The sequence below is a fragment of the Siccirubricoccus deserti genome (assembly GCF_014283215.1).
In the GTDB taxonomy this organism is placed as follows: domain Bacteria; phylum Pseudomonadota; class Alphaproteobacteria; order Acetobacterales; family Acetobacteraceae; genus Siccirubricoccus; species Siccirubricoccus deserti.
Genome location: NZ_JACOMF010000001.1, coordinates 16,695 through 37,682 on the forward strand (window position 1 = coordinate 16,695; position 20,988 = coordinate 37,682).

The following is a 20,988-nucleotide window of genomic DNA, read 5'->3' on the forward strand; positions in this document are numbered from 1 at the left end:
CTCCGCCCTGCTTGCCGAGGGCGAACACCGCTGCCACCCTTGGCCGCCCCGCGCCCAGCGCGGGAAATGCCGTCCCACCGCCGCCCATTGCAGCGCGCCGGCCTGACCCGGAGAATGCCCGTGACCGAGAAGAAGCCCCATGGCCTGGCCCGCGGCGCCGCGAATTACGGCGACCCGGAGTTTGCCCTCTACCTCCGCCGCAGCTTCGCCAGTTCCATGGGCTATTCGCGGGCGATGATGGAGAAGCCGGTGGTCGGCATCGCCGACACCGCCTCCGACTACAACAACTGCCACCGCACCGTGCCGGAGCTGGTGGAGGCGGTGAAGCGCGGCGTGCTGGCGGCCGGCGGGCTGCCGCTGGCCTTCCCCACCGTCAGCCTCTGCGAGCCCTCCCTCACCCCGACCTCGATGCATTACCGCAACCTGATGGCGCTCGACACCGAGGCGATGCTGAGCGCCCAGCCCATGGATGCCGCAGTGCTGGTCGGCGGCTGCGACAAGACGGTGCCGGCCCAGCTGATGGCCGCGGCGAGCGCCGACGTGCCCTCGGTGATGCTGGTCACCGGCCCGATGCTGGCACAGCGCTTCGAGGGTGAGCGGCTCTCCGCCTGCACCGATTGCCGCCGCTACTGGGCCCGCTACCGCGCCGGCGATGTCTCCGAGCAGCGGATCGGCGAGATCGAGGGCAAGCTGGCGACCACCGCCGGCACCTGCGGCGTCATGGGCACCGCCTCCACCATGGCCTGCCTCGCCGCCACCCTCGGCTTCATGCCACTGATGGCGGCTTCCGCCCCGGCGGTGCACGCTGACCGGCTGCGCATGGCGGAGGAAGCGGGCACCCTTGCGGTGCGGCTAATCACCCACCCGGTGAAGCCGAGCGAGATCATCACCGAGGCGAGCGTCGAGAACGCGCTCAGGGTGCTGCTCTCGCTCGGCGGCTCCACCAATGCGCTGATCCACCTGACCGCCATCGCCGGCCGCGCCGGGGTGAAGATCGACCTCAAGCGGCTGGACGCCCTGAGCGAGGAAACCCCGGTGCTGGTCGACCTGAAGCCCACCGGCGAGGGCTACATGGAGGATTTCCACGCCGCCGGCGGCCTCGTCGCCCTGCTGCGCGAGCTGCGCGACCTGCTGCATCTGGAGGCGAAGGATCTCTACGGCCGGACGCTCGGCGAGCAGCTCGACGCCGCGCCGCCTTTCGTCGACCGCACCTACATCCGCGCCCGCGCCACGCCGGTCAGCCCGGTGGGCGGCCTGGTTTCGCTGTTCGGCTCGCTGGCGCCGGATGGCGCCATCCTCAAGCGCAGCGCGGCGACCGAATCACTGTTCGAGACCGAGGCGCGCTGCGTGGTCTTCGACGGCCTGGCCGACCTTGCCAACCGGATCGACGATGATGCGCTGGACGTCACCAAGGACGACATCCTCATCCTGAAGAACGCCGGGCCGCTGACCCCGGCGGGGATGCCGGAGGCCGGTTACCTGCCGATCCCGAAGAAGCTGGCCCGCGCCGGCGTGAAGGACATGGTGCGGATGAGCGATTGCCGCATGTCCGGCACCGCCTTCGGCACCATCGTGCTGCACATCTCGCCCGAAGCCGCCGCCGGCGGCCCGCTGGCGCTGGTCGAGAGCGGCGACCGGGTGCGGCTCTCGGTGAAGGAGCGCCGGCTGGATTTGCTGGTGGAAGAGAGCGAGCTGGCCCGCCGCCGCGCCGCCTGGCGCAAGCCCGCGGCGCCGAAGCGCGGCTGGGACAAGCTGATGCATGAGCAGGTGCTGCAGGCGCCGGAAGGCGTGGACATGGCCTTCCTGCGGCCGGAAGGGGTCTGAGCCCGACACCGCCGGAACGGTGGGCGGAGACGCTGTCTGCGCTGCCCTGCGGGGGCCGAGGCTCGGCCCCCGACCCCGCCGGAGGTTGGCGGGATGGCAATCAGCGTGAGCGAGCCGACTCACGCGAAACTGATTGCAGACCTGACCAATAACGTATCAGCATACACTGCTTTCCTTGGCTTGGCATGCGACCGCAAGTCGCAAGACGTGCCCTGTGTCGCCTTCACTGGCGCCCGCTCGCGAGACGGAAACAGGAGTGCGACCATGGCTGATCTGATGGCGACGACCACGCGAGGCATGCGATCCGGACCTGCGCCCCCCGGGGATACCCCGGCAGCGGTGCCGCTGGCGTACGGGCTGAATGCCGGCGCCGGCATGAGGATCCTGCGGCAGCCGTAAGATCGGCTTCGTCCAGTTCCGGTCCGCAGCCCAAGAGGCGAGGATGAACGCGACATGGCGATAGCACTCATACTGGTGCTGGTGGCGGTCGGCTCGGTGGTGTTCCACTTCCTGAGCCCATGGTGGTGGACACCCATCGCCTCCAACTGGCGCTACATCGACGAGACCATCCTGATCACCTTCTGGATCACCGGCGTGGTCTTCGTCGCCATCATCCTGTTCATGGCCTATTGCGTCTATCGCTTCCGCCATCGGCCTGATCGCCAGGCGGCCTATGAGCCGGAGAACAAGCGGCTGGAATGGTGGCTGACCATCGCCACCGCGGTCGGCGTGGTGGCGATGCTGGCGCCCGGGCTGTTCGTCTGGAGCCAGTTCGTCACCGTCCCGGCGGAGGCGACGGAGGTGGAGATCGTCGGCCAGCAATGGCGCTGGAGCTACCGCCTGCCGGGCCCTGACGGCAGGCTGGGCACCTCCGACGTCCGCAACATCAGCCCCGACAATCCGCTCGGCCTCAATCCCAATGACCCGGACGGGCAGGATGATGTCGTCGTCGATGGCGAAGACCTGCATCTGCCGGTCGACAGGCCGGTCAAGGTGCTGCTTCGCGCCGTCGACGTACTGCACGATTTCTACGTGCCGGAGTTCCGCGCCAAGATGGACATGATCCCGGGCTCGGTCACCTATTTCTGGTTCACCCCCACCCGCACCGGCACCTTCGAGGTGCTCTGCGCCGAGCTCTGCGGCGTCGGCCATTCGGCGATGCGCGGCCGGGTCGTCATCCAGACCCAGGCGGAATACCAGGCATGGCTCAGCGGCCAGCGGAGCTTCGCACAGCTGGAGCCGGCGCGATGAGGCGGAGGGCGCGCAGCCTTCCCGCGACCGGCTGAGCGAGAGGAACGAAGAAACGTCACGCCGTGCCGCGATCCCGTCGCGGTACGGCGCAGGACCAGGAGGGAATTCCGATGAGCGGTATGGCACCCGGCGCAGACCAGGCCATCCCACCCGCCGAGACCGCCGAGGTCGAACTCTATCATCCGCATAGCTGGCTGACGAAGTATGTCTTCAGCCAGGACGCCAAGGTCATCGGCATCCAGTACTCGTTGACCGCGATCGCGATCGGGATGGTCGCGCTGGTCCTGTCCTGGCTGATGCGGCTGCAGCTCGGCTTCCCCGGCACCTTCTCCTTCATCGACGCGAACACCTACTACCAGTTCATCACCATGCACGGGATGATCATGGTGGTGTACCTGCTCACCGCGCTGTTCCTCGGGGGCTTCGGCAACTACCTGATCCCGCTGATGGTCGGCGCGCGGGACATGGTCTTCCCCTACGTCAACATGCTCAGCTACTGGATCTACCTGCTCGCGGTGCTGGTGCTGGTGGCGAGCTTCTTCGTGCCCGGCGGACCCACCGGCGCCGGCTGGACCCTCTATCCGCCGCAGGCCATCCTCTCCGGCACGCCAGGACAGGAATGGGGCATCATCCTGATGCTCCTCTCCCTCGCCCTCTTCATCATCGGCTTCACCATGGGCGGGCTGAACTACGCGGTGACGGTGCTGCAGGCCCGCGCCCGCGGCATGACCCTGATGCGCATGCCGCTGACCGTCTGGGGCATCTTCACCGCCACCGTCATGGCGCTGCTCGCCTTCCCTGCCCTCTTCGTCGGCGCGGTGATGATGCTGTTCGACCGGCTGCTCGGCACCAGCTTCTTCATGCCGACCCTGGTGGAGATGGGCCAGCAGCTGCGCTACGGCGGCGGCAGCCCGATCCTGTTCCAGCACCTGTTCTGGTTCTTCGGGCACCCGGAGGTCTACATCGTCGCCCTGCCGGCCTTCGGCATCGTCTCCGACCTGATCAGCACCCATGCGCGGCGGAACATCTTCGGCTACCGGATGATGGTCTGGGCGATTGTCATAATCGGCGCGCTGAGCTTCGTGGTCTGGGCGCACCACATGTACGTCAGCGGAATGCACCCCTATTTCGGCTTCTTCTTCGCCACCACCACGCTGATCATCGCCATCCCGACCGCCATCAAGGTCTACAACTGGGTGCTGACCCTGTGGCGCGGCAACATCCACTTGACGTTGCCGATGCTCTTCGCCCTCGCCTTCATCGTCACCTTCGTGAACGGCGGGCTGACCGGCCTCTTCCTCGGCAATGTGGTGGTGGATGTGCCGCTGTCGGACACCATGTTCGTCGTCGCCCATTTCCACATGGTCATGGGCGTCGCGCCGATCCTGGTGATCTTCGGTGGCATCTACCATTGGTATCCCAAGATCACCGGCCGGATGATGAACGAGGCGATGGGCCAGTTCCACTTCTGGGTCACCTTCCTCGGCGCCTACGCCATCTTCTTCCCCATGCACTACCTCGGCCTGCTGGGCATCCCGCGCCGCTACCATGAGCTTGGGGAGATGAGCTTCGTCCCGGCCTCGGCGCATGATCTGAACGCCTTCATCAGCATCGTCGCGCTGGTGGTCGGCTTCGCCCAGCTGGTCTTCCTGTTCAACCTGGCCTGGAGCCTGCGCCACGGCCGGCTGGCCGGCGGCAATCCGTGGAACGCCACCACGCTGGAATGGCAGACCCCGGAGACGCCCCCGGGGCACGGCAATTGGGGCAAGGAGCTGCCGGTGGTCTATCGCTGGGCCTATGACTACAGCGTGCCCGGCGCGGAGCAGGACTACCTGCCGCAGAACCATCCCGGACCGGCGCGCGGCACGGCGGGTACGGCGGCATGATCGTCACCCTGCTGTTCATGCTGGTGCTGGCGGCCGTGGCCGGGTGGTGGCTGTTGAAGCATGGGCTGGGCAGCAGGCCCTGGCTGGAGACCGACCCGGCCGGCCCCCTGCCCGGCCCGGAGCCGTCGCTGCTGCCCGAGGCGAAGCTTGGCCTCGGCGTCTTCCTCACCGTCGCGGCCGCGCTGCTGGCGATGCTGGTCAGCAGCTACCTCATGCGCATGGACATGGAGGATTGGCGGCCGCTGCCCTGGCCGCGACTGCTCTGGTTCAACACCGGCGTGCTGGTGCTGAGCAGCGTCGCGCTCCATGGCGCGGTGGCCGCGGCCCGGCGGGAGGAGATGGCCGGCCTGCGCCGCGGGCTGCTGGCCGGAGGCGCGGGCGCCGCCGTATTCCTGGTCGGGCAGCTCCTCGCCTGGCGGCAGCTCTCCGCCGCGGGCTACCGCCTCTCGACCAATCCGGCCGACGCCTTCTTCTACCTCGTCACCGCGGTGCACGGGCTGCATGTGCTGGGTGGCCTGGTCGCCCTCGGCCGGACTGTCGCCCGGCTGCCGGACGGGCGGGTGACGCAGCGGCTGCGGCTGAGCGTCGAGCTCTGCGCGACCTATTGGCACTTCCTGCTGCTCGCCTGGCTCGTCCTGTTCGCGCTTCTTGCTTTCTCGCCTTCCTTCCTCTGGCTCTACGAGATCTGCACCGCCCCGTTGAGATAGGATCCGACCCATGCCGGACAGCACGCCGACGCATGCGCAGGCAGCCATGGCGCCGCAGGCAGGCTGGCAATCCCTTGTCGCCGACTGGTCCTCCGACCAGCGCGCGTTCAAGAGCGCCTCCTGGGGGAAGGCCATGATGTGGATCTTCCTCCTCAGTGACACCTTCATCTTCGGCTGCTTCCTGTTGGCCTACATGACGGTGCGGATGTCGACGACCGTGCCCTGGCCGAACCCGAGCGAGGTTTTCGCGCTGGAGATCGCCGGGACGAACCTGCCCCTCATCCTCATCGCCATCATGACCTTCGTCCTGATCAGCAGCAGCGGCACCATGGCCATGGCGGTCAACTACGGCTACCGCAGGGACCGGGTGAAGACCGCGGTGCTGATGCTGGTGACCGCCGCCTTCGGCGCCACCTTCGTCGGCATGCAGGCCTTCGAATGGTCCAAGCTGATTCACGAGGGCGTGCGGCCCTGGGAGAATCCCCTGGGCGCACCGCAATTCGGCGCGGCCTTCTTCATGATCACCGGCTTCCACGGCACCCATGTGACCATCGGCGTGATCTTCCTGCTGATCATCGCGCGGAAGGTCTGGCGCGGCGATTTCGACCAGGAGCGGCGCGGCTTCTTCACCAGCCGCAAGGGCCGCTACGAGGTGGTCGAGATCATGGGTCTCTACTGGCACTTCGTGGATCTGGTCTGGGTGTTCATCTTCGCGCTCTTCTATCTCTGGTAGGAGGCAATCATGGCTCTGGCGACCGCAGCACATGAGGGGCAGCAGCACCCCGTAAAGCTCTACCTGGTGGTCTGGGGATGGCTCTTCGTCCTCAGCGCCTTCTCCTACATGGTCGACTACTTCCAGCTGCAGGGCATCCTCAGGTGGTCGCTGATCCTGCTGTTCATGATGCTGAAGGCCGGGCTGATCGTCGCCGTCTTCATGCACATGGCCTGGGAGAGGGTGGCGCTGTCCTATGCCATCCTGATCCCGCCGGTCCTTGTGCTGATTTTCGCCGGCATCATGGTCTTCGAGGCCGACTACACGCTGTTCACCCGGGAGCATTTCTTCCATGCGGAACCTGGCTGACAAGCCGGAGGCGCAGGCGGCCCCGCGCAGCAATCGCCGCATCTTGGTGTTCGGCGTGCTGTTCTGCATCGTCGCGGCCATCGTCGCCGCTTGGCTGCTGGGCCTGCTGGACAAGGTCGGCCTGCTGTCCTGATTCGCCCACGACCGGCCGGCGCGACCGCCGGGCGCATGCCCGCGCTCGGATCGCGCCGCTTTACGCCGCCCGGCTTCCGCGGTTTGCTCGTTGCGGTGGCAAGGAGCGAGACCGAGCATGGCGCTGCGTCCCGGGGACTCTGGCCTGCGCCAGCTGGATCTGAACCTTCTGCCGGTCTTCGCCGCGCTGATGCGGGAACGCAGCGTGACCCGCGCCGGCCAGGCGCTGTTCCTGTCGCAGCCGGCGACCTCCGCCGCCCTGGCCCGCCTGCGGGCCTTCTTTCGCGACGAGCTCTTCATCCGCAACGGCAATGCACTGGAGCCGACACCGCGGGCGGAGGCGCTGATGGCGGAGCTGGAGCCCGCTCTGCAATCCGTGGCCGGCGCCATCAGCGGCGCCACCCCCTTTGACCCGGCAACCGATACGCGCACCTTCCGCATCGGCATGAGCGAGGATGTCGGCCTCGCCATCATCCCGCTGCTGCCGCGGCTGCGCGCCGCCGCGCCCCATTGCCGCGTCGTCATCCGCGCGGCGAATTACCTTACCATCCCCGGATTGCTGGACGCCGGCGAGATCGGCACCGCAATCGGCTATTTCGAGGATCTGCCGGCCGCCGCCAAGCAGCGGGTGCTACGGCGGGACGGGTTCCGCGTGCTGCGCGACGCCACCTCGCCCGGGCCGATCGACCTCGAGAGCTATTGCGCCCGGCCGCATCTGCTGGTGACGCCACGCGGCGACCTGACCGGTTTCGTCGATGAGCTGCTGAAGCAGATGGGCCGCCGCCGGCAGGTGGTGCTGGGTATGCCGGAATTCGGGCTGCTGCCGCAGACGCTGCTCGGCTCCGACCTGCTCTGCGTCGTCTCCGAGGCGCTGGTCGAGGCGCTGATGGCGACCAAATACGGCGCGATGCTTGCCGCCGACCCGCCCCCCTTCCCTTGCCCGGATTCGGTCATCCGCATGGCTTGGCGAACTGCGCTGGACCACGATCCCGGGGAGGTCTGGTTGCGCGCCCAGCTCATCCATTGGCTGACGCGGCGCGGCTGATCCGGCGCCGTCAGAGGCTGCCGCCGAGCGGCGTCGTCTGGCCCAGCGCGGCCGAGACCTGGCCGTAGCGCAGCGCCCGGCGCGTGCAGACGGCGTGCTCCAGCATGGCCGCGGCCACCGCCTTCGCGGCATCAGTGACGCAGCAGAGGCAGGGCAGCGCCTCGGCGCCGAAGGCCGAGCGGTAGCGCTCGATCGCCTCCTCCAGCGCCTCTTTCGGGGATTTCGCTTGCGGCATGGTGACCTCCTGTCCCGCCGCCTTATCTGCGCCCCGCGCCGAAGACCTTCCCATCCATGACGTGGATACGCACCATTTGGCATACGCATTCGATTTCCGTCGGCGGGGCGGCCATTCTTCCTGCAGCGGCGAGGCCGGACGGCGCTTCCAGCCCGACGAGCCCGGTCCCATACCGCAGGAGATAGACCATGTTCCGCAATGCGCTATTTGCCTCCCTGATCGCCCTTGGCGCTGCCGGCGTGGCCCAGGCGCAGGATGCCGGCCCTCGCCTGATCGGCGGCGGCGACAATACCCAGCTGGTCTACGGCCGGACGAGCAGCAACCTGGTCGGCGGCGGCGGCGCCAGCATCATCGGCGGCGGCGACGATCTGCGGATCACCTATGGCCGGGACGCGACCACTGAGGTCGCCAGCGGCTTGGCCGCCGAGCTGGTTGGCGGTGGCGAGAATGCGCAGCTCGTCTACCGCCAGGAGCTGCCGTCCGACTCATTTCTGGTTGGTCAGGCAGCCCGGCCGCGTAGCTGAGGCTGAGTGATGACGGCCGCCGGCCACATCGGCCCCTTCCGCAGCCCCATGCCGCAGGTCATCCCGCGGCATGGGACGTCGAAGGCAGGCGACAGGCCAGGCAGCCTCTGGCTGCACATGGCCGATCATTGGCTGGCGCAGCCCCGGATGTCCTCGCCGCGCCCACAAAAGCGCGCCGTCGCTCACCGGCCCGGGGTTGCGGCGATGTTCACCTCACCGGCGAGGGCGCTGGCATGGGAGACGGACCGCCGTAGCTCCTCCCCTCCCCCGACCCGACCTCGTTCCGGCGCCGATGTGATGACTCAGGCCTTGCCCGCCCAATCATAGACCCGTTGCAGTGTCCCTCCCATCAGCACCGCCCGGTCGCTGTCGGAAAGCCGGTCGGTGAGGCGGAACGCCTCCACCCCCTGCGCATAGGTCAGGAAGGCCACTGCCCGGGTCCAGTCGGTGCCCCACATGCAGCGATTGAGGCCGAAGGCATCGAAGATGCGGCCCAGCGGATCCCAGATGTCGTTGTAGGGGAAGGGCTGGTGCGACAGCGTGCAGGCGCCGGTGATCTTCACCACGACATTGCGGTAGGCCGCCAGCTCCAGCAGTTTCGGCAACTCCGCGAAGGGTTCGGCGGGAACCGGCGGCTCGAAGGGCTGCTGCAGCCCGAGGTGGTCGATCACCAGCCGCGTATCGGGGTTCCGCGCCGCCAGCGCCTGTGCCTGGGCAAGCCGCCCCCAACACAGCAGGTTGACCGGGAGGGAATGCCGCGCGGCGGCGGCCAGCACCCGGTTGAGGCCCGGGTCGGCCGGGTCTTCCGACGCGCCGCGGTTCAGCATGATCCGGATCGCGACAGTGCCCTTGGTGGCAGCCCAGTCGGCGATGACATCCGCCACGCCGGGATCGGTCGGATCGACCGGCTTGATCAGCCGGAACCGCGTCGGGTGCTTCGCATGGACATCGAGCGCGTAGCTGGCGTCGAAGCGGTACATAGTGAAGGCCGAAACCAGCAGCGCGCCATCCACGCCGACCGCGTCCATCGCCGCCACCATGTCGTCGCCGGTGACTTCCGGCGGGCCATGCAGCACACCGGCCCAGGGACGGCCCGGGTGATCGCGTTCATAGGCGTGAACCTGGGCATCTATCGTCAACATGAGATTCATCCTCCCGCCCGGCCGATGTCACTGAGGCAGGGCATGTCCAGCACCGCGTGAGCGCGGCCGGGCCGGCAATGCCGTTGCGGGACGCTACGCAACCGCGTTTCAGTGTTCAAGGGCCGCACCGGCGCGGAGCCGAGGATGACACGCGACGCGAAGCCACGCCCGGCCGGCCTCGCTTCGTATTGCATAATGTAGCCGACCGCATTGTGGAGTGCGGACAATGCGTCCTGGCCGGTGAGCCCGACGCACAATTGTTTGCCTCAAGCGGCTGTTACGCGACCGCAGTTTGCCGCCGTGGAACTTTCAACCCTGTCGCCCCCCGCCAAGGTTCCCGCCAATGCCAGTGTTCCAGCTATCCCCGGATCGCGGAAAGCTGAGTGATCCGGCCTGGTTGACGAGTCGTCACCGGGGGCCGTGCATCGTCATCGCCGACACCGCCGAAGCTGCCCGCCAATACGCCAATTGTGCGTTCATCATCGCCGTCGCCCCTGCCGGCCTGTTGCACACGGAGTTCACGCTCCCATGGTCACAACCGGAACTCGTGACCGTTGTTGAACTCGGCGAGGCCACGACCGCGGTGAACGGCTCGGTGATGGTCGATGTCAGGGCCGTGCATGGCCTGGATGATGCGGCGGCTTCATCTGTATACTTTCTGCGCGACAATGCGCAGCAGCACAAGATGACGTCCCCGGCAGATCGCGCAGGGATGCAGGACGATGACACTCCGTCGCACCGCACCGGGACCACCACCAGGGAGGCGCATCAGCCGGAGGCGGTCTGAACGCGGCAGGCACGCGCGCTGCGCGCCGTTCCGAGCCGCCCGCCAGGAGCAGATCCGCGCCTCCGGCCGTTGCCGCGGCGATCAGCCCTGGCTGAGCGTGGCGACATTCCGCATCGGTCGGCGGGAGCCTTCCCGCCGCGAAACGCGTTCGAGCGCCGTCTTCAGCGCATCGACACGGATGGGCTTCTCGATGAAGCCATCCATGCCCGCGGCGAAGCAGGCGTCCATCTGCTCCGGCAGGACGGATGCGGTCACCGCCAGTATCGGCACATCCGCGCATGCGCTGCCGGAATGGCGGATCTTCCGGGTTGCCTCGATGCCGCTCAGCGCCGGCATGAGGATGTCCATCAGGACGATGTCGTAGTCGTGCTGCAGCGCCAGGGCGACGGCTTCGTCGCCGTCGGTCGCCAGGTCGACCTGATGGCCTGCGCCTTCGAGCACCGCCCGCGCCAGCAGGCGATTGGCGGTGACATCCTCGGCCACCAGAATCCGGAGCGAGCGGCCGTGCCCGTCCGCGGTCGCAGCGGCGGAATGCGCCATGGGATCCGGTGTCGCATCCGGCGCCGGCAGCAGCACCCAGAAATTGCTTCCCTGGCCGTACTCACCCGGCTCGTAGCCGACCTTGCCGCCCAGATGCACGGCGATGCGTGCCGAGACGGCCAGCCCCAGCCCCGCGCCGGGGCTGTTGTGGCGGCGGGCCGCATCGAGCCGAGTGAAGTCGCGGAACAGCAGGCTCTGCTCGCCGGCCGGCACGCCGGGCCCGGTGTCGGTGACCTCGAAGCGGATCATGTCCGGCTGCGGCCGGACAATGCGGATCGCCACATGGCCGGTGTCGGTGAAGGTGATGGCGTTGGTCAGGAAGTTCAGCAGGATCTGCCGGGTACGCGTGGCGTCCAGCATCACCGCAGCCGGCAGGCCATCGCCTGCCACGACCCGTACGGCCAGATCTTTGGCCTCGGCGCGGGGCCGCATGAGCGTGGCGCAAGCCTCGGCAATCCCGCGGGGATCGGTCGGCGCCAGAAGGGGTGGCGTCAGCCCGCCGCGTTCGATCCGGTTGATCTCGGACAGCCGGTCAACGATGGTCGCCATGTGCTCGCTTGCCGCCACGATCGTGTCGATCTGCCCTCTCAGGTCGCGCGGCAGGCGAGGGTCGCGGCGCAGCAGCTGCGCCCAGCCGAGAATGCCATTGAGCGGCGTCCGCAGCTCATGGCTCACCGCGCCCAGGAACCATGACTTCGCCGCGCTCGCGGTACGTTCATGCTCCTGCGCGGTGGCGAGGCGGTCGGCCATCGCATCGACGCGCTGCGCCAGCGACGCCAGCTCGGGCGCGGCCCAGCGACCGAGCGTCACCCGGGCCTTCAACTCGCCCCGGGCGAAGCGATCGACTGTCTGGCTGAGCGCCCGGAGCGGCCGCACCAGAAGGATCTCGCCGCCGGCAAGCCCGACCAGCAGCAGCAGCGCGCCGGCAGCGAAGAGCGCCGCATAGGACAGCCGCCGTGCCGCCTGGATCGGGGCGGTGATCTTGTTCTCGTCCAGGCCGACGATGACCAGCGCGTCGGCGTCGGCGATCCGGGCAAAGCCGAAGAGCGAGGCGCTGCCGTCGATGCCCTTTGCCCGGAAGTGGCCTTCGCCCTTCGCCAGGATCGTGGCGATGAAGCCATCGCCGCCATAAGCGCGGCCGATCGTGCCCGGTGGTGCCGGGGGGTGGCGCGCCACCAGCACCCCATCGCCATCGAGCAGCCCGATGCGGCGGTCGCTGCCGATCCGGTCGACCAGCGCGCGGATCAGCCAATCCGGGTCAAGCGCGGAGGTCAGCAGGGCGGCCACCGCACCGGCGTCATCGCGCACCGGCTGCACGGCGTAAACCGATGCCCGGGCACGGCCGCGCGAGGCCACCAGCCCCGACAGCACGACGCCGCGCGTCTGCAGCGCGCGTTGGATATGGTTGCGGCCGGACAGATCCTGGCCGATCACCGCGGACGTCGTGCTGCACACGATGACCCCGTCGGGACGCAGCACTGAGAGCGCGGCCTGCCAAAGCGCGGTGGCACCGACGCGGCGGAGCGTCGCGGCACAGGCCTCGCCGCCCTGCCCGGCCACGCCGGACATCACCTCAGGCACCGCGGAAAGCGCGGTCAGCAAGGTGCGCGCCTGCATCACCAGGCTATCGAGCTCACGCGCGCCGATACGGGCGTCACTGACGACCCGATCCTCGGCGGCGGCGATCTGGGCATCGACCTGCTGCTCGAAATGCCAGCTGGCCATGGCTGCCAGCGGTACCAGGGCCAGCGCGGTGAAGGCAATGGTCCGGGTACGAATCCCACCGAGCCAGCCGATCAGCCGCGACCTGCCAAGTTTACGGCCTGGCTCCGCAGCCAGTGCCGGGTCGGGTTGCGTCGTCGCCGGGCCGGGGCCGGCACTGCCGGCATCCTGGGGTGCCGCCGCGTCGGATTGCGTGGCACCGGCGGATCCGGGCGGCGGGCCCGGCCGGCCGATCAGATAGCCCTGGACCTCCTCGCAGCCAGCGGACCGCAACAGGGCGAGCTGCGCCTGGGTCTCGACTCCCTCGGCGCAGACGGTGATGCCCAGGGCGCGGCCGAGCTGCAGCACCGCCCGCACCACGGTCTGCGACCGGCCCGCCACCTCCAGGTCGCGGATGAAGGCACGGTCGAGCTTCACCTTGTCGAAGGGCAACGCATGCAGATAGCCCAGCGACGAATAGCCGGTGCCGAAATCATCCAGCGAGACATGCGCGCCGAGCGCCCTGAGCCGATCAAGGGTGGTGGCGGCCGCGGCGTCATCCTGGATCAGGGTGCCCTCGGACACCTCCAGCTCCAGCCGGGCCGGGGCCAGCCCGGTTTCGGCCAGAGTCGTCTCGACGAATTCGGGCAGGCCACCGAGCCGGAACCGCGCCGGCGACACATTCACCGCGATGCGGGGCGCGCCCTGTCCGGTGTCCGGCCAGGTTGCGGCCTCGCGGCAGGCGGCGCGCAGCACCCAGTCGTCCAGCGCCCCGCCGATGCCGCAGGCCCCCGCGACGGGCACGAAATCCGCCGGCGAGATCGGCCCATGGCCCTGGCGCTGCCAGCGCAGCAGCGCCTCGTAGCCGGTGATGGCCCCGGTCTGCGCATTGGCGATCGGCTGCCAGGCCAGGGTGAACTCATTGTTCGTCAGGGCGAGCTTCAGGTCGCGCTCCAGCGCCTGGCGGCCGGCGAGCGCGCCGTCCATGCCGGGCTCGAAGCGCCGGACGCGGCCGCGTCCGGCGCGCTTGCCGGCGTAGAGCGCCGCATCGGCGCGGCGCAGCAATTCGCCCGCATCGGCGGCGTCGCCCGGATAGAGGGCGAAGCCGATCGAGCTGCGGATCGGCACCGGCTGGCCTTCGATCTCGAAGGGTTCGGCGAGCTTCTCGATCAGCCGCGCCGCCAGGCTGGCGGCATCGGACGGCAACACCGGGGCCGCCATGAGCAGGGCGAATTCATCGCCGCCAAGCCGGGCAACTGTGTCGGTGGCGCGCGCGCTGGCGGAGAGTCGGCGCGCGACCTCGCACAGCAGGGCATCCCCGCCGGCATGGCCGAACAGGTCGTTCACCGCCTTGAAGCGGTCCAGATCGAGGCACAGCATGGCGAAGCTGCCGTCGCCAGCACGCGGGCCTTCCGTTCCCCGGTGCCTGGCGCGGGCGACCGCTTCGGCAAGCCGCCGCTCGAACAGGGCGCGGTTGGCCAGCCCGGTCAGCGGATCGCGCAGCGCCGCATCCTGTGCCGCTTCAAGGCCGCGGTGCAGCGCGAGCACCGCGGTGATGCCGCGCGCCAGATCGACCAGCGGCTCGAGCTCGGCCGGGGACAGGCGGCGGGGCTTGGTGTCCAGGACGCAGAGCGTGCCGAGCATGCGGCCATCCGGATCGAGCAGCGGCACGCCGGCGTAGAAGCGGATATTCGGGCTGCCCGTCACCAGCGGGTCGTCGGCGTAGCGGCTGTCGACGCTCGCATCCTCGACGATGAGGGCGCGGCCGGCGGTCACGACGGCATGCGCACCGAACGCGCTGTGCCGCGGCGCCTCCCCGGCCGAGAGGCCGAAGGCCGATTTGAACCAGTGGCGATGGTCGTCGACGAAGGAGATCAGGGCAATCGGAACATTGTACAGCCGCGCCGCAAGGCGCGTGAACGTGTTCAGGCGTGAGTCCGGCTGCGTGTCGAGGGCAGCAATCGCATGAACCCCAGCCGGGCGTTCATGCTGCCCTTCAGATATGCCGGCTGAGGCCACTTCATCCCCGTTGCGGAAGCCAAAAAAAAGTTATCACAGCAGGCGTCCTGCGACTACGGAGTTAACCAATTCGGATGGAAAGCATTCGCCAGATCCGCCCAGAGATGGTGGTAACAATACTAGTTTCGTAATTTTATACTGCGCTTGCTACCACGCACCGGCCAGGCGGTGCGCCAATGCCATGCGCCCGGGTCTCAAGCCTTTTGCACCATCTGGACACCGGCACTCCGCCGCACCGCGGCCCAGCGGCCGAGCCGCATGGCCGGCGCCTCCAGCACGCGGTAGCTCACCGCGGCGGCCAGCAGCGAGGCTCCCACCACGCCCAGCAGCAGCAGCGGCGTGCTCGCCATCGCGTGGAACCAATGGACGATGGTCAACAGCACGATGTTGTGGGTGAGGTAGAGGCTGTACGACACCAGCCCAAGCCAGGCGAACAGGCGGGCCTCCAGCGCCGCCGCCCAGCCCGGTCGGCCGACCGCCAGCACGATCAGCGTGGCGGAGCCCAGGCCAAACAGCAGGTCGGCCGGCATGATGAGCCTCAGCTGCGGGATGTTCGGCAGGATCATCGCCTGCACGGCGGCGAGGCCGAGCAGCGCCGCACCCGGCACGGACAGCTTCCGCACCCTGCGGGCGACGGCATCGCGGTATCGCGCCAACAGGATGCCGATGATGAAGAACAGGGTGAAGTACACCGTGAGCAGCACCGAGCTGACCCCGTCCTGGCCACGGAACGGCTGGCATTGCACCGTGCGGCAGCCGTAGAGCAGCGCCGTACCGGCATGGGCCAGCAGCCCGAGCGCCAGCACCGCCCGCGGCCAGCGGTAGGCCGCCAGGAACAGCGCCGGGAAGAACAAGGAGACGCGCAGCTCGTAGACCAGGCTCCACATCACCGGGTTCAGCCCGTCGTCGCCGTCGAGGCCGGTCATCAGCAGATGCCGCACCACACTGCGCAGATCAGGCGGCTCGCTCCAGGCCAGCTCGTTGAACCAGCGCGACAGGGCGGGGATCCGCTCCGGCTGCACCAGCGCATAGGCCAGCAGCGAGAACAGGATGGAGCCGGCGAAAGGCAGGTAGATGCGGCAGAACCGCCGCAGCACGAAGCCGCGGTAGTCGGTGCCGGACGCCCGTTCGAGCGAGCAGGCGAGGACGAAGCCGCTCAGCACGAAGAACAGGATGACCCACGGCCGGCCGCTGATCAGCAGGTTCAGCGGCGTCCAATACCAGAGCTTCCATGCCCATCCGGCCGGCTCGGGGAAAAGGCCGATCTTCCAGCAGTGGAAGGTGACGATCAGGAAGGCGGCGATGCCGCGCAGCGCATCCAGGGAGGCGAAGCGCCCCGTGCCATTTCCGCCCCGCAGGGCCACCGCATCCCGCATCAGGCGGAGCGCGACTGAAGACCGGCGTCGCAACGCTGGGAAAGCCGCCCCTCGTCACCCTGGCCGGACATGGCTGCCAACTCCCTTCCCGCGGTTTGCCTGACGGCAACGCCAGGTCGGCCTGCACGGGCCATGCCAGCCGCCACCGGTCAGCGGCCAGCCGCCTATAACATTGATATTGCTGAGCACCGGGCGCCGGAACACCGGCCGGCGCCGGGAGATTCGACCCACCATTGCGGGAAATCCCCCAATTCCGAGACTGCCTCAGGCCTCCCGGCAGGCGCGAGGATCGCCGCCCGCGGCCGCGGGGGATCAGCAGGCCGCCCCGCCGTGGTATTCCTCCATCTCCACCGCCGCCGGGATCCCGTGGATCCGGCACAGCGGAGGCGCCACACCCTGGCGATCCCTTTTCCCAGCACACAGGTCCCGATGGGCAAGCCCGCAACCACCCCCGCCCGCCTGCCCCGCCACCGGGCCGGCCGATGACCCCGCCCCTGCGCCTGCCTCAGGCCGCCGCGGTCGGCCTCGCCGGCCTGCTGACGCTCGCCGTCTTCTTCCGGCACCAGCTCGGCGACGGCTTCACCCTGCTTTATGGCGACCGCCATGATGCGGTGATCGAGCTTTCAATCCTCGAGCATTGGTGGAATGTGCTGCGCGGGCTGGAGAGCTGGTCGCGCACCAGCTACTTCCACCCGGTCCCGGCCACCCTCGGCTACAATGACGGCTACCTGCTGTTCGGCCTGCTGCATGCCGCCTGGCGGTCGCTCGGCGCCGATCCCTTCCTCTCCGGCGAGCTGGTGAATGCCAGCCTGCGGGCGCTGGGCTTCCTGGCGATGTTCGGTCTGCTGCGGCGGGCGGTGGGGCTCGGCTGGCCGGTGGCGCTGCTTGGCGCGGTGCTCTTCACCCTGAGCAACAACCTGTTCATCCGCGGCAACCATGCGCAGCTGTTCAGCGTCGGCTTCGTACCGCTGCTGGGCTGGCTGCTGTACCGCACCGGCGTTGCGCTGCTGGAAGGGCGGCGCGGTGCCCTGCTCGGCTGGGGCGGCGGCTTCTGCCTGATGTTCGCCGCCTGCCTGATGACCGGCTTCTACATGGCCTGGTACTTCGCCTGGCTCGGCGGCGCGGTGCTGCTGGCCTGGCTGGCGGTGGCCGGGGCGGGTCGGCGGCCGGTGCTGCGGGCGCTCAGGGCCCAGGCGGTGCCGCTGCTCGGCCTCGCCGCGCTGGCCGTGATGCTCAACATCCCCTTCCTGACGCTCTACCTGCCGAAGGCGGCGGAGACCGGCATGCACCCCTGGCCGGATGTGCTGCGCCATGCGCCGACACTGCTCGATGTGCTGAACGTCGGCGAGCGCAGCCTGCTCTGGGGCTGGCTGGTCAGCGGGTTGAACGACGCCATCCGCCCCGGCTTCCCGGCCTGGTCAGAGCTGATGACCGGCTTCCCGCCGCTGCTGCTCGGGCTCTTCGCCGCATCCCTGGTTTGGCTGGCGCGCGGCGGGCGCGGGCTGGACCCGGCGCGGCTGCCGCTGCTGCGGGCGGTGGCGCTGGCCACGCTTGTCACCTGGGCGCTGACCCTGCGCTGGGGCGACACCACCGGCTGGTCGCTGGTCTATGCCTATGTCCCCGGCGCCCGGGCGGCGCGGGTGGTGGCGCGCTATCAGATCTTCCTGGCGGTGCCGGTGGTGGCGCTGGCCATGGCCTTCCTTGCCGCCCAGGCGCATCGCCTGGGCCGCCCGGTGCTGGCTTTGCTGGCGCTGCTGCTGGTGGCGGAGCAACTCAACCGCTACGCCCCGCTCTTCCTCGACCGGCCGCTGGAAAATGCCCGGCTGGAGGCGGTGCCGCCGGCGCCTGCGGACTGCCGGTCCTTCTACGTCTCGGCGGCGCGCACCGAGAGCCGGTTCGGCGAGGAGGTCGCCAACCCCTACAACCACAACACCGAGGCGATGCTGGTGGCTGCCGTCCGCCACATCCCGACGATCAACGGCATCTCCACCTTCAACCCGCCGCTCTGGCCCGCCGCCATCCCGGAGGACCCGGCCTATCTGGCGGAAGTCCGCGCCTGGGCGGAGCATTGGGGGCTGACCGGCCTCTGCGCGCTGGACCTCCGCCGCTTCACCTGGGAGGGGCCGCTGCGCTGAGCCGGAGCGCTGAAGACGCGGAGATAGCTCTTTCCTCTCGTCATGCGCGGGCCTGACCCGCGCCTCCAATCCCACCGCGAAAGCAAGGCCTTGGATGGCCGGGCCAGGCCCGGCCACGACGGCTTGCGGAGGCGTTCACGCCGCGCCGTCATCCGCCCTCAGACCAGCCGCGCCGCGCCCCCGGCGCCGAGATGCGCCAGCGCTCCGCCGCAGAACACCGCGACCACCGCCGGCCCCGCAGGGTCCACCACCACCACATCGCCGCGCTGCCCCGGCGTCAGGCTGCCGCGATCCTCCAGCCCCGCCGCGGCGGCCGGATTGGCTGAGACCAGTGCCCAGGCCTCGGCCAGCGACATCCGGCCGCGCCTGGCCATGGCGAAGGGCGCCTCCAGCAGCGCCGGCCAGTGGTAGTCGGAGGCCAGCACGGTGACCAACCCCCGCTCCGCCAGCGGCGCGGCGCTGGCCCAGCCGAGGTGGCTGCCGCCCCGCACCACGTTCGGCGCGCCCATCACCACCGCATCCCCGGCGGCGCGCGCCGCCTCGGCCACCGCCTCGGCCATCGGGAATTCGCAGATCCGCGCGCCCAACCCGCGGAACAGCGCCCGGTCCGCCGGGGACGCATCGTCATGGCTCAGCATCGGCAGGTCACGCGCGGCAGCGGCGGCGGCCAGCCGGGCGCGGGCTTCCGGCACCTCTGGCCGCCGCGCCGCGACATCCTCGGCCAGCGCGATGAAAGCCTCGGGGGCAAGCCCGGCGCGGCCGGCGTATTTCGCCACCTCCTTCGGATTGCCGAGCTTCTTCAGGATCGCCGGGGTGTGGTCGTTGAAGCCCACCAGATGCACCCGCCCGGCGGCGATATCGGCCAGCGCATCCGGCAACGCCGCCAGATTGTCGGCCTCGAAGCGCAGATGCACCCGCAGATCGATCGCCGGGCGCGCCGCCTCCAGTGCCGCCATCAGCCCGCGCCAGGATTCCAGGCTGCGCAGCCCCGGCTCCCAGGACAGGGTGATGCCGAGATAGGCGGTGGTGATGCCGAGGCCGAGCAGCTGCGTCGCCGCATCGCGCAGCGCCAGCCGGGGCGCGAAGCCGATTCCGGGGCGCGGCTGCAGGCAGCGCTCATGCGCATCGCCATGGATGTCGACGAGGCCTGGCAATACCAGCAGGCCGCGCGCGTCGAAGCCCCGGCCGCCGACGCCATCCGGGGCGACCCGGCCCTCGGCCAGGCGCAGCGCCCCCACCTCCAGCCTGCCGTCCCGCAACACCTGTCCGCCGGTGATTGCCCAATCCATCTCAGCTCTCCACCACAAACTGCGTCCGTCCGGCGGCGTAGCGGCCGATGCTCGCCTCCACCGGCGTCCCGGCGGCATCGACATTGACGGCCTCGGTCACCAGCACCGGCCGCGTGCGCGCCTGCTCCAGCAGCGCGGCCTCCTCCGGTGTCGGCATGCGAGCGGTGATGCGGGTGACCAGGCGGCGATAATCCGGCACGCCGAGCTGCCCCAGCGCCCGGGTGATGGAGGCATCCGCGGCGAGCAGCGCGACGATGCCGGGGAAGCGGGCGGCGGGGAAGTAATGCCCGCCGAGCACCATCGGGCGGCCATCCACCAGCCCGAGGCGCTCCGCCAGCACCACCGGCTGGCCGCGGCGCAGCTTCAGCAGCTCGGCGATGTGGCTCTCGGCGGGCATCTCCTCCAGCCGGATGATGCGGCCCTGCGGCTCGCGGTTCTGCCGGCGGATGGTCTCGGAGAAGCGGGTGCGGGGGCCGAGGGGATAGTCCAGCACATCCTCGGCGACGAAGCTGCCACGCCCCTGCTCCACCCGCACCAGCCCGCGGTTCTCCAGCTCCTCCATGGCGCGGCGGACGGTGTGGCGGTTGACCCTGAAGCGAGCCGTCAGCTCGGCCTCGGTCGGCAGCCGGGCGCCGGGGGCGAGGCCGCCGGCGGCGATCTCGGCTTCGAGGCTGCCGGCGATCTGGCGCCACAGCGCGACGCCCTGGCCGCGGGCAAGGGCGGAGTTGGCCGGCGGCATTGTCATGGAGATGTCAACCTCGGCCCTGCTCTGGCGTGGCAATAGGCTGGGGATACCCTGCTGGACATGCAGATGTCTAGACCTCTATAAGATGGCCACCATGCCCCAGACCGCTGCCGCAGACGAACCGCCCGAGGCTCTCGCCGCCCGTCGCCGCTGGATGGCCGTATTGGCGCGCGCCGACGCCGCCGCCATCGCCACCCGGCTGGAACACGCCCCGCCGCTGCCGCCGGCCACAAGGCTGCGCGGCCCGGAGATCGGGCTGGTGATGGCGCGCGGCCGCCAGGGCGGCGATGGCGCCCCCTTCAACCTCGGCGAGGTCACCGTCACCCGCTGCAGCGTCAGCCTGCCGGATGGCCGGATCGGCCATGCCTATGTCGCCGGCCGCGACCTGCGGCAGGCCGAGCTGGCGGCGGTGCTGGATGCCGCCCTGCAGGACCCGGCCGCGCGGCCGGCGCTGCTGGAAGCGGTGATCGAGCCGCTGGCCGCGGCCCAGGCGGCCGAGGCCGCGGCGGTGGCGGCCCGGGCGGCGGCGACCCGGGTTCAGTTCTTCACCATGCAGACGATGCGGTGAC

General features: G+C 69.6%; 18 protein-coding genes. 12 read left to right on the top strand and 6 right to left on the bottom strand.

The genetic code is table 11. The features are described from left to right. The first annotated feature begins 120 nt into the window (after positions 1-120). The 8 genes from H7965_RS00100 to H7965_RS00135 all read left to right on the top strand — a co-directional run bounded on the left by H7965_RS00100 (position 121) and on the right by H7965_RS00135 (position 7,926). A complete protein-coding gene (locus H7965_RS00100; RefSeq protein WP_229682418.1) occupies positions 121-1,824 on the top strand; it encodes a dihydroxy-acid dehydratase in 1,704 nt (567 codons plus the stop codon). A gap of 453 nt (positions 1,825-2,277) precedes the next feature. Continuing rightward, positions 2,278-3,075, top strand: coding sequence for a cytochrome c oxidase subunit II (coxB, locus tag H7965_RS00105; RefSeq protein WP_186768488.1), 798 nt, complete (start codon positions 2,278-2,280; stop codon positions 3,073-3,075). A 110-nt stretch (positions 3,076-3,185) separates the two neighbouring features. Beyond that, positions 3,186-4,961 carry a cytochrome c oxidase subunit I gene (ctaD, locus tag H7965_RS00110; RefSeq protein ID WP_186768489.1) on the top strand — a complete coding sequence of 592 codons (1,776 nt, stop codon included), beginning with the start codon at positions 3,186-3,188 and terminating at the stop codon, positions 4,959-4,961. After that, positions 4,958-5,668, top strand: coding sequence for a cytochrome c oxidase subunit 3 (locus tag H7965_RS00115; RefSeq protein ID WP_186768490.1), 711 nt, complete (start codon positions 4,958-4,960; stop codon positions 5,666-5,668). Before ctaD ends, H7965_RS00115 begins: the two co-directional genes overlap by 4 nt. A gap of 10 nt (positions 5,669-5,678) precedes the next feature. Beyond that, a complete protein-coding gene (locus tag H7965_RS00120) occupies positions 5,679-6,401 on the top strand; it encodes a heme-copper oxidase subunit III family protein (RefSeq protein ID WP_186768491.1) in 723 nt (240 codons plus the stop codon). A gap of 9 nt (positions 6,402-6,410) precedes the next feature. Continuing rightward, complete coding sequence (locus tag H7965_RS00125; RefSeq protein ID WP_186768492.1) at positions 6,411-6,749, top strand: cytochrome C oxidase subunit IV family protein; 339 nt, start codon at positions 6,411-6,413, stop codon at positions 6,747-6,749. Continuing rightward, positions 6,733-6,882, top strand: a complete 150-nt coding sequence (locus H7965_RS00130) for a hypothetical protein (protein ID WP_186768493.1) — start codon at positions 6,733-6,735, stop codon at positions 6,880-6,882. The genes H7965_RS00125 and H7965_RS00130 overlap by 17 nt, the downstream gene beginning before the upstream one ends. A gap of 117 nt (positions 6,883-6,999) precedes the next feature. Further along, positions 7,000-7,926 carry a LysR family transcriptional regulator gene (locus tag H7965_RS00135; protein WP_186768494.1) on the top strand — a complete coding sequence of 309 codons (927 nt, stop codon included), beginning with the start codon at positions 7,000-7,002 and terminating at the stop codon, positions 7,924-7,926. 10 nt (positions 7,927-7,936) lie between these two features. On the opposite strand, the gene H7965_RS00140 is transcribed toward H7965_RS00135, so the two are convergent. Beyond that, a complete protein-coding gene (locus tag H7965_RS00140) occupies positions 7,937-8,161 on the bottom strand; it encodes a hypothetical protein (protein ID WP_186768495.1) in 225 nt (74 codons plus the stop codon). A 188-nt stretch (positions 8,162-8,349) separates the two neighbouring features. On the opposite strand from H7965_RS00140, the gene H7965_RS00145 reads away from it, so the two are divergent. Continuing rightward, a complete protein-coding gene (locus H7965_RS00145; protein WP_186768496.1) occupies positions 8,350-8,685 on the top strand; it encodes a hypothetical protein in 336 nt (111 codons plus the stop codon). Positions 8,686-8,987: 302 nt separating this feature from the next. Here H7965_RS00145 and H7965_RS00150 read toward each other — a convergent pair whose 3' ends face one another. Next, positions 8,988-9,827 carry an amidohydrolase family protein gene (locus H7965_RS00150; protein ID WP_186768497.1) on the bottom strand — a complete coding sequence of 280 codons (840 nt, stop codon included), beginning with the start codon at positions 9,825-9,827 and terminating at the stop codon, positions 8,988-8,990. Between the two features lie 343 nt (positions 9,828-10,170). Between H7965_RS00150 and H7965_RS00155 the strand changes: the two genes are divergently transcribed. Beyond that, positions 10,171-10,614, top strand: coding sequence for a hypothetical protein (locus tag H7965_RS00155; protein WP_186768498.1), 444 nt, complete (start codon positions 10,171-10,173; stop codon positions 10,612-10,614). Positions 10,615-10,695: 81 nt separating this feature from the next. On the opposite strand, the gene H7965_RS00160 is transcribed toward H7965_RS00155, so the two are convergent. Together H7965_RS00160 and H7965_RS00165 are read right to left on the bottom strand one after the other, a co-directional pair. After that, positions 10,696-14,874 carry an EAL domain-containing protein gene (locus H7965_RS00160; RefSeq protein WP_186768499.1) on the bottom strand — a complete coding sequence of 1,393 codons (4,179 nt, stop codon included), beginning with the start codon at positions 14,872-14,874 and terminating at the stop codon, positions 10,696-10,698. A gap of 194 nt (positions 14,875-15,068) precedes the next feature. Next, positions 15,069-16,250, bottom strand: a complete 1,182-nt coding sequence (locus tag H7965_RS00165; RefSeq protein ID WP_186768500.1) for an acyltransferase family protein — start codon at positions 16,248-16,250, stop codon at positions 15,069-15,071. Between the two features lie 482 nt (positions 16,251-16,732). Between H7965_RS00165 and H7965_RS00170 the strand changes: the two genes are divergently transcribed. After that, a complete protein-coding gene (locus tag H7965_RS00170) occupies positions 16,733-18,385 on the top strand; it encodes a hypothetical protein (RefSeq protein WP_186768501.1) in 1,653 nt (550 codons plus the stop codon). A gap of 158 nt (positions 18,386-18,543) precedes the next feature. Here the strand turns inward: H7965_RS00170 and H7965_RS00175 are convergent, their stop codons facing one another. Both H7965_RS00175 and phnF read right to left on the bottom strand, forming a co-directional pair. Further along, entirely contained in the window at positions 18,544-19,674 is a 1,131-nt protein-coding gene (locus H7965_RS00175; protein ID WP_186768502.1) for an alpha-D-ribose 1-methylphosphonate 5-triphosphate diphosphatase, read from the bottom strand. A 1-nt stretch (position 19,675) separates the two neighbouring features. Next, complete coding sequence (gene phnF, locus H7965_RS00180) at positions 19,676-20,419, bottom strand: phosphonate metabolism transcriptional regulator PhnF (protein ID WP_186768503.1); 744 nt, start codon at positions 20,417-20,419, stop codon at positions 19,676-19,678. A 94-nt stretch (positions 20,420-20,513) separates the two neighbouring features. Between phnF and phnG the strand changes: the two genes are divergently transcribed. Further along, positions 20,514-20,987 (top strand): phosphonate C-P lyase system protein PhnG, encoded by a 474-nt coding sequence (gene phnG, locus H7965_RS00185; protein ID WP_186768504.1) that lies wholly within the window; start codon positions 20,514-20,516, stop codon positions 20,985-20,987. The last annotated feature ends 1 nt before the right edge of the window (position 20,988 follow it).

What these genes read in the sequence shown, in the direction of transcription:
- coxB (WP_186768488.1), top strand. Translation starts at nt 2,278, where the DNA reads ATGGCGATAGCACTCATACTGGTGCTGGTGGCGGTCGGCTCGGTGGTG.
- ctaD (WP_186768489.1), top strand. Translation starts at nt 3,186, where the DNA reads ATGAGCGGTATGGCACCCGGCGCAGACCAGGCCATCCCACCCGCCGAG.
- H7965_RS00115 (WP_186768490.1), top strand. Translation starts at nt 4,958, where the DNA reads ATGATCGTCACCCTGCTGTTCATGCTGGTGCTGGCGGCCGTGGCCGGG.
- H7965_RS00120 (WP_186768491.1), top strand. Translation starts at nt 5,679, where the DNA reads ATGCCGGACAGCACGCCGACGCATGCGCAGGCAGCCATGGCGCCGCAG.
- H7965_RS00125 (WP_186768492.1), top strand. Translation starts at nt 6,411, where the DNA reads ATGGCTCTGGCGACCGCAGCACATGAGGGGCAGCAGCACCCCGTAAAG.
- H7965_RS00130 (WP_186768493.1), top strand. Translation starts at nt 6,733, where the DNA reads ATGCGGAACCTGGCTGACAAGCCGGAGGCGCAGGCGGCCCCGCGCAGC.
- H7965_RS00135 (WP_186768494.1), top strand. Translation starts at nt 7,000, where the DNA reads ATGGCGCTGCGTCCCGGGGACTCTGGCCTGCGCCAGCTGGATCTGAAC.
- H7965_RS00140 (WP_186768495.1), bottom strand. Translation starts at nt 8,161, where the DNA reads ATGCCGCAAGCGAAATCCCCGAAAGAGGCGCTGGAGGAGGCGATCGAG.
- H7965_RS00145 (WP_186768496.1), top strand. Translation starts at nt 8,350, where the DNA reads ATGTTCCGCAATGCGCTATTTGCCTCCCTGATCGCCCTTGGCGCTGCC.
- H7965_RS00150 (WP_186768497.1), bottom strand. Translation starts at nt 9,827, where the DNA reads ATGTTGACGATAGATGCCCAGGTTCACGCCTATGAACGCGATCACCCG.
- H7965_RS00155 (WP_186768498.1), top strand. Translation starts at nt 10,171, where the DNA reads ATGCCAGTGTTCCAGCTATCCCCGGATCGCGGAAAGCTGAGTGATCCG.
- H7965_RS00165 (WP_186768500.1), bottom strand. Translation starts at nt 16,250, where the DNA reads ATGCGGGATGCGGTGGCCCTGCGGGGCGGAAATGGCACGGGGCGCTTC.
- H7965_RS00170 (WP_186768501.1), top strand. Translation starts at nt 16,733, where the DNA reads ATGACCCCGCCCCTGCGCCTGCCTCAGGCCGCCGCGGTCGGCCTCGCC.
- H7965_RS00175 (WP_186768502.1), bottom strand. Translation starts at nt 19,674, where the DNA reads ATGGATTGGGCAATCACCGGCGGACAGGTGTTGCGGGACGGCAGGCTG.
- phnF (WP_186768503.1), bottom strand. Translation starts at nt 20,419, where the DNA reads ATGACAATGCCGCCGGCCAACTCCGCCCTTGCCCGCGGCCAGGGCGTC.
- phnG (WP_186768504.1), top strand. Translation starts at nt 20,514, where the DNA reads ATGCCCCAGACCGCTGCCGCAGACGAACCGCCCGAGGCTCTCGCCGCC.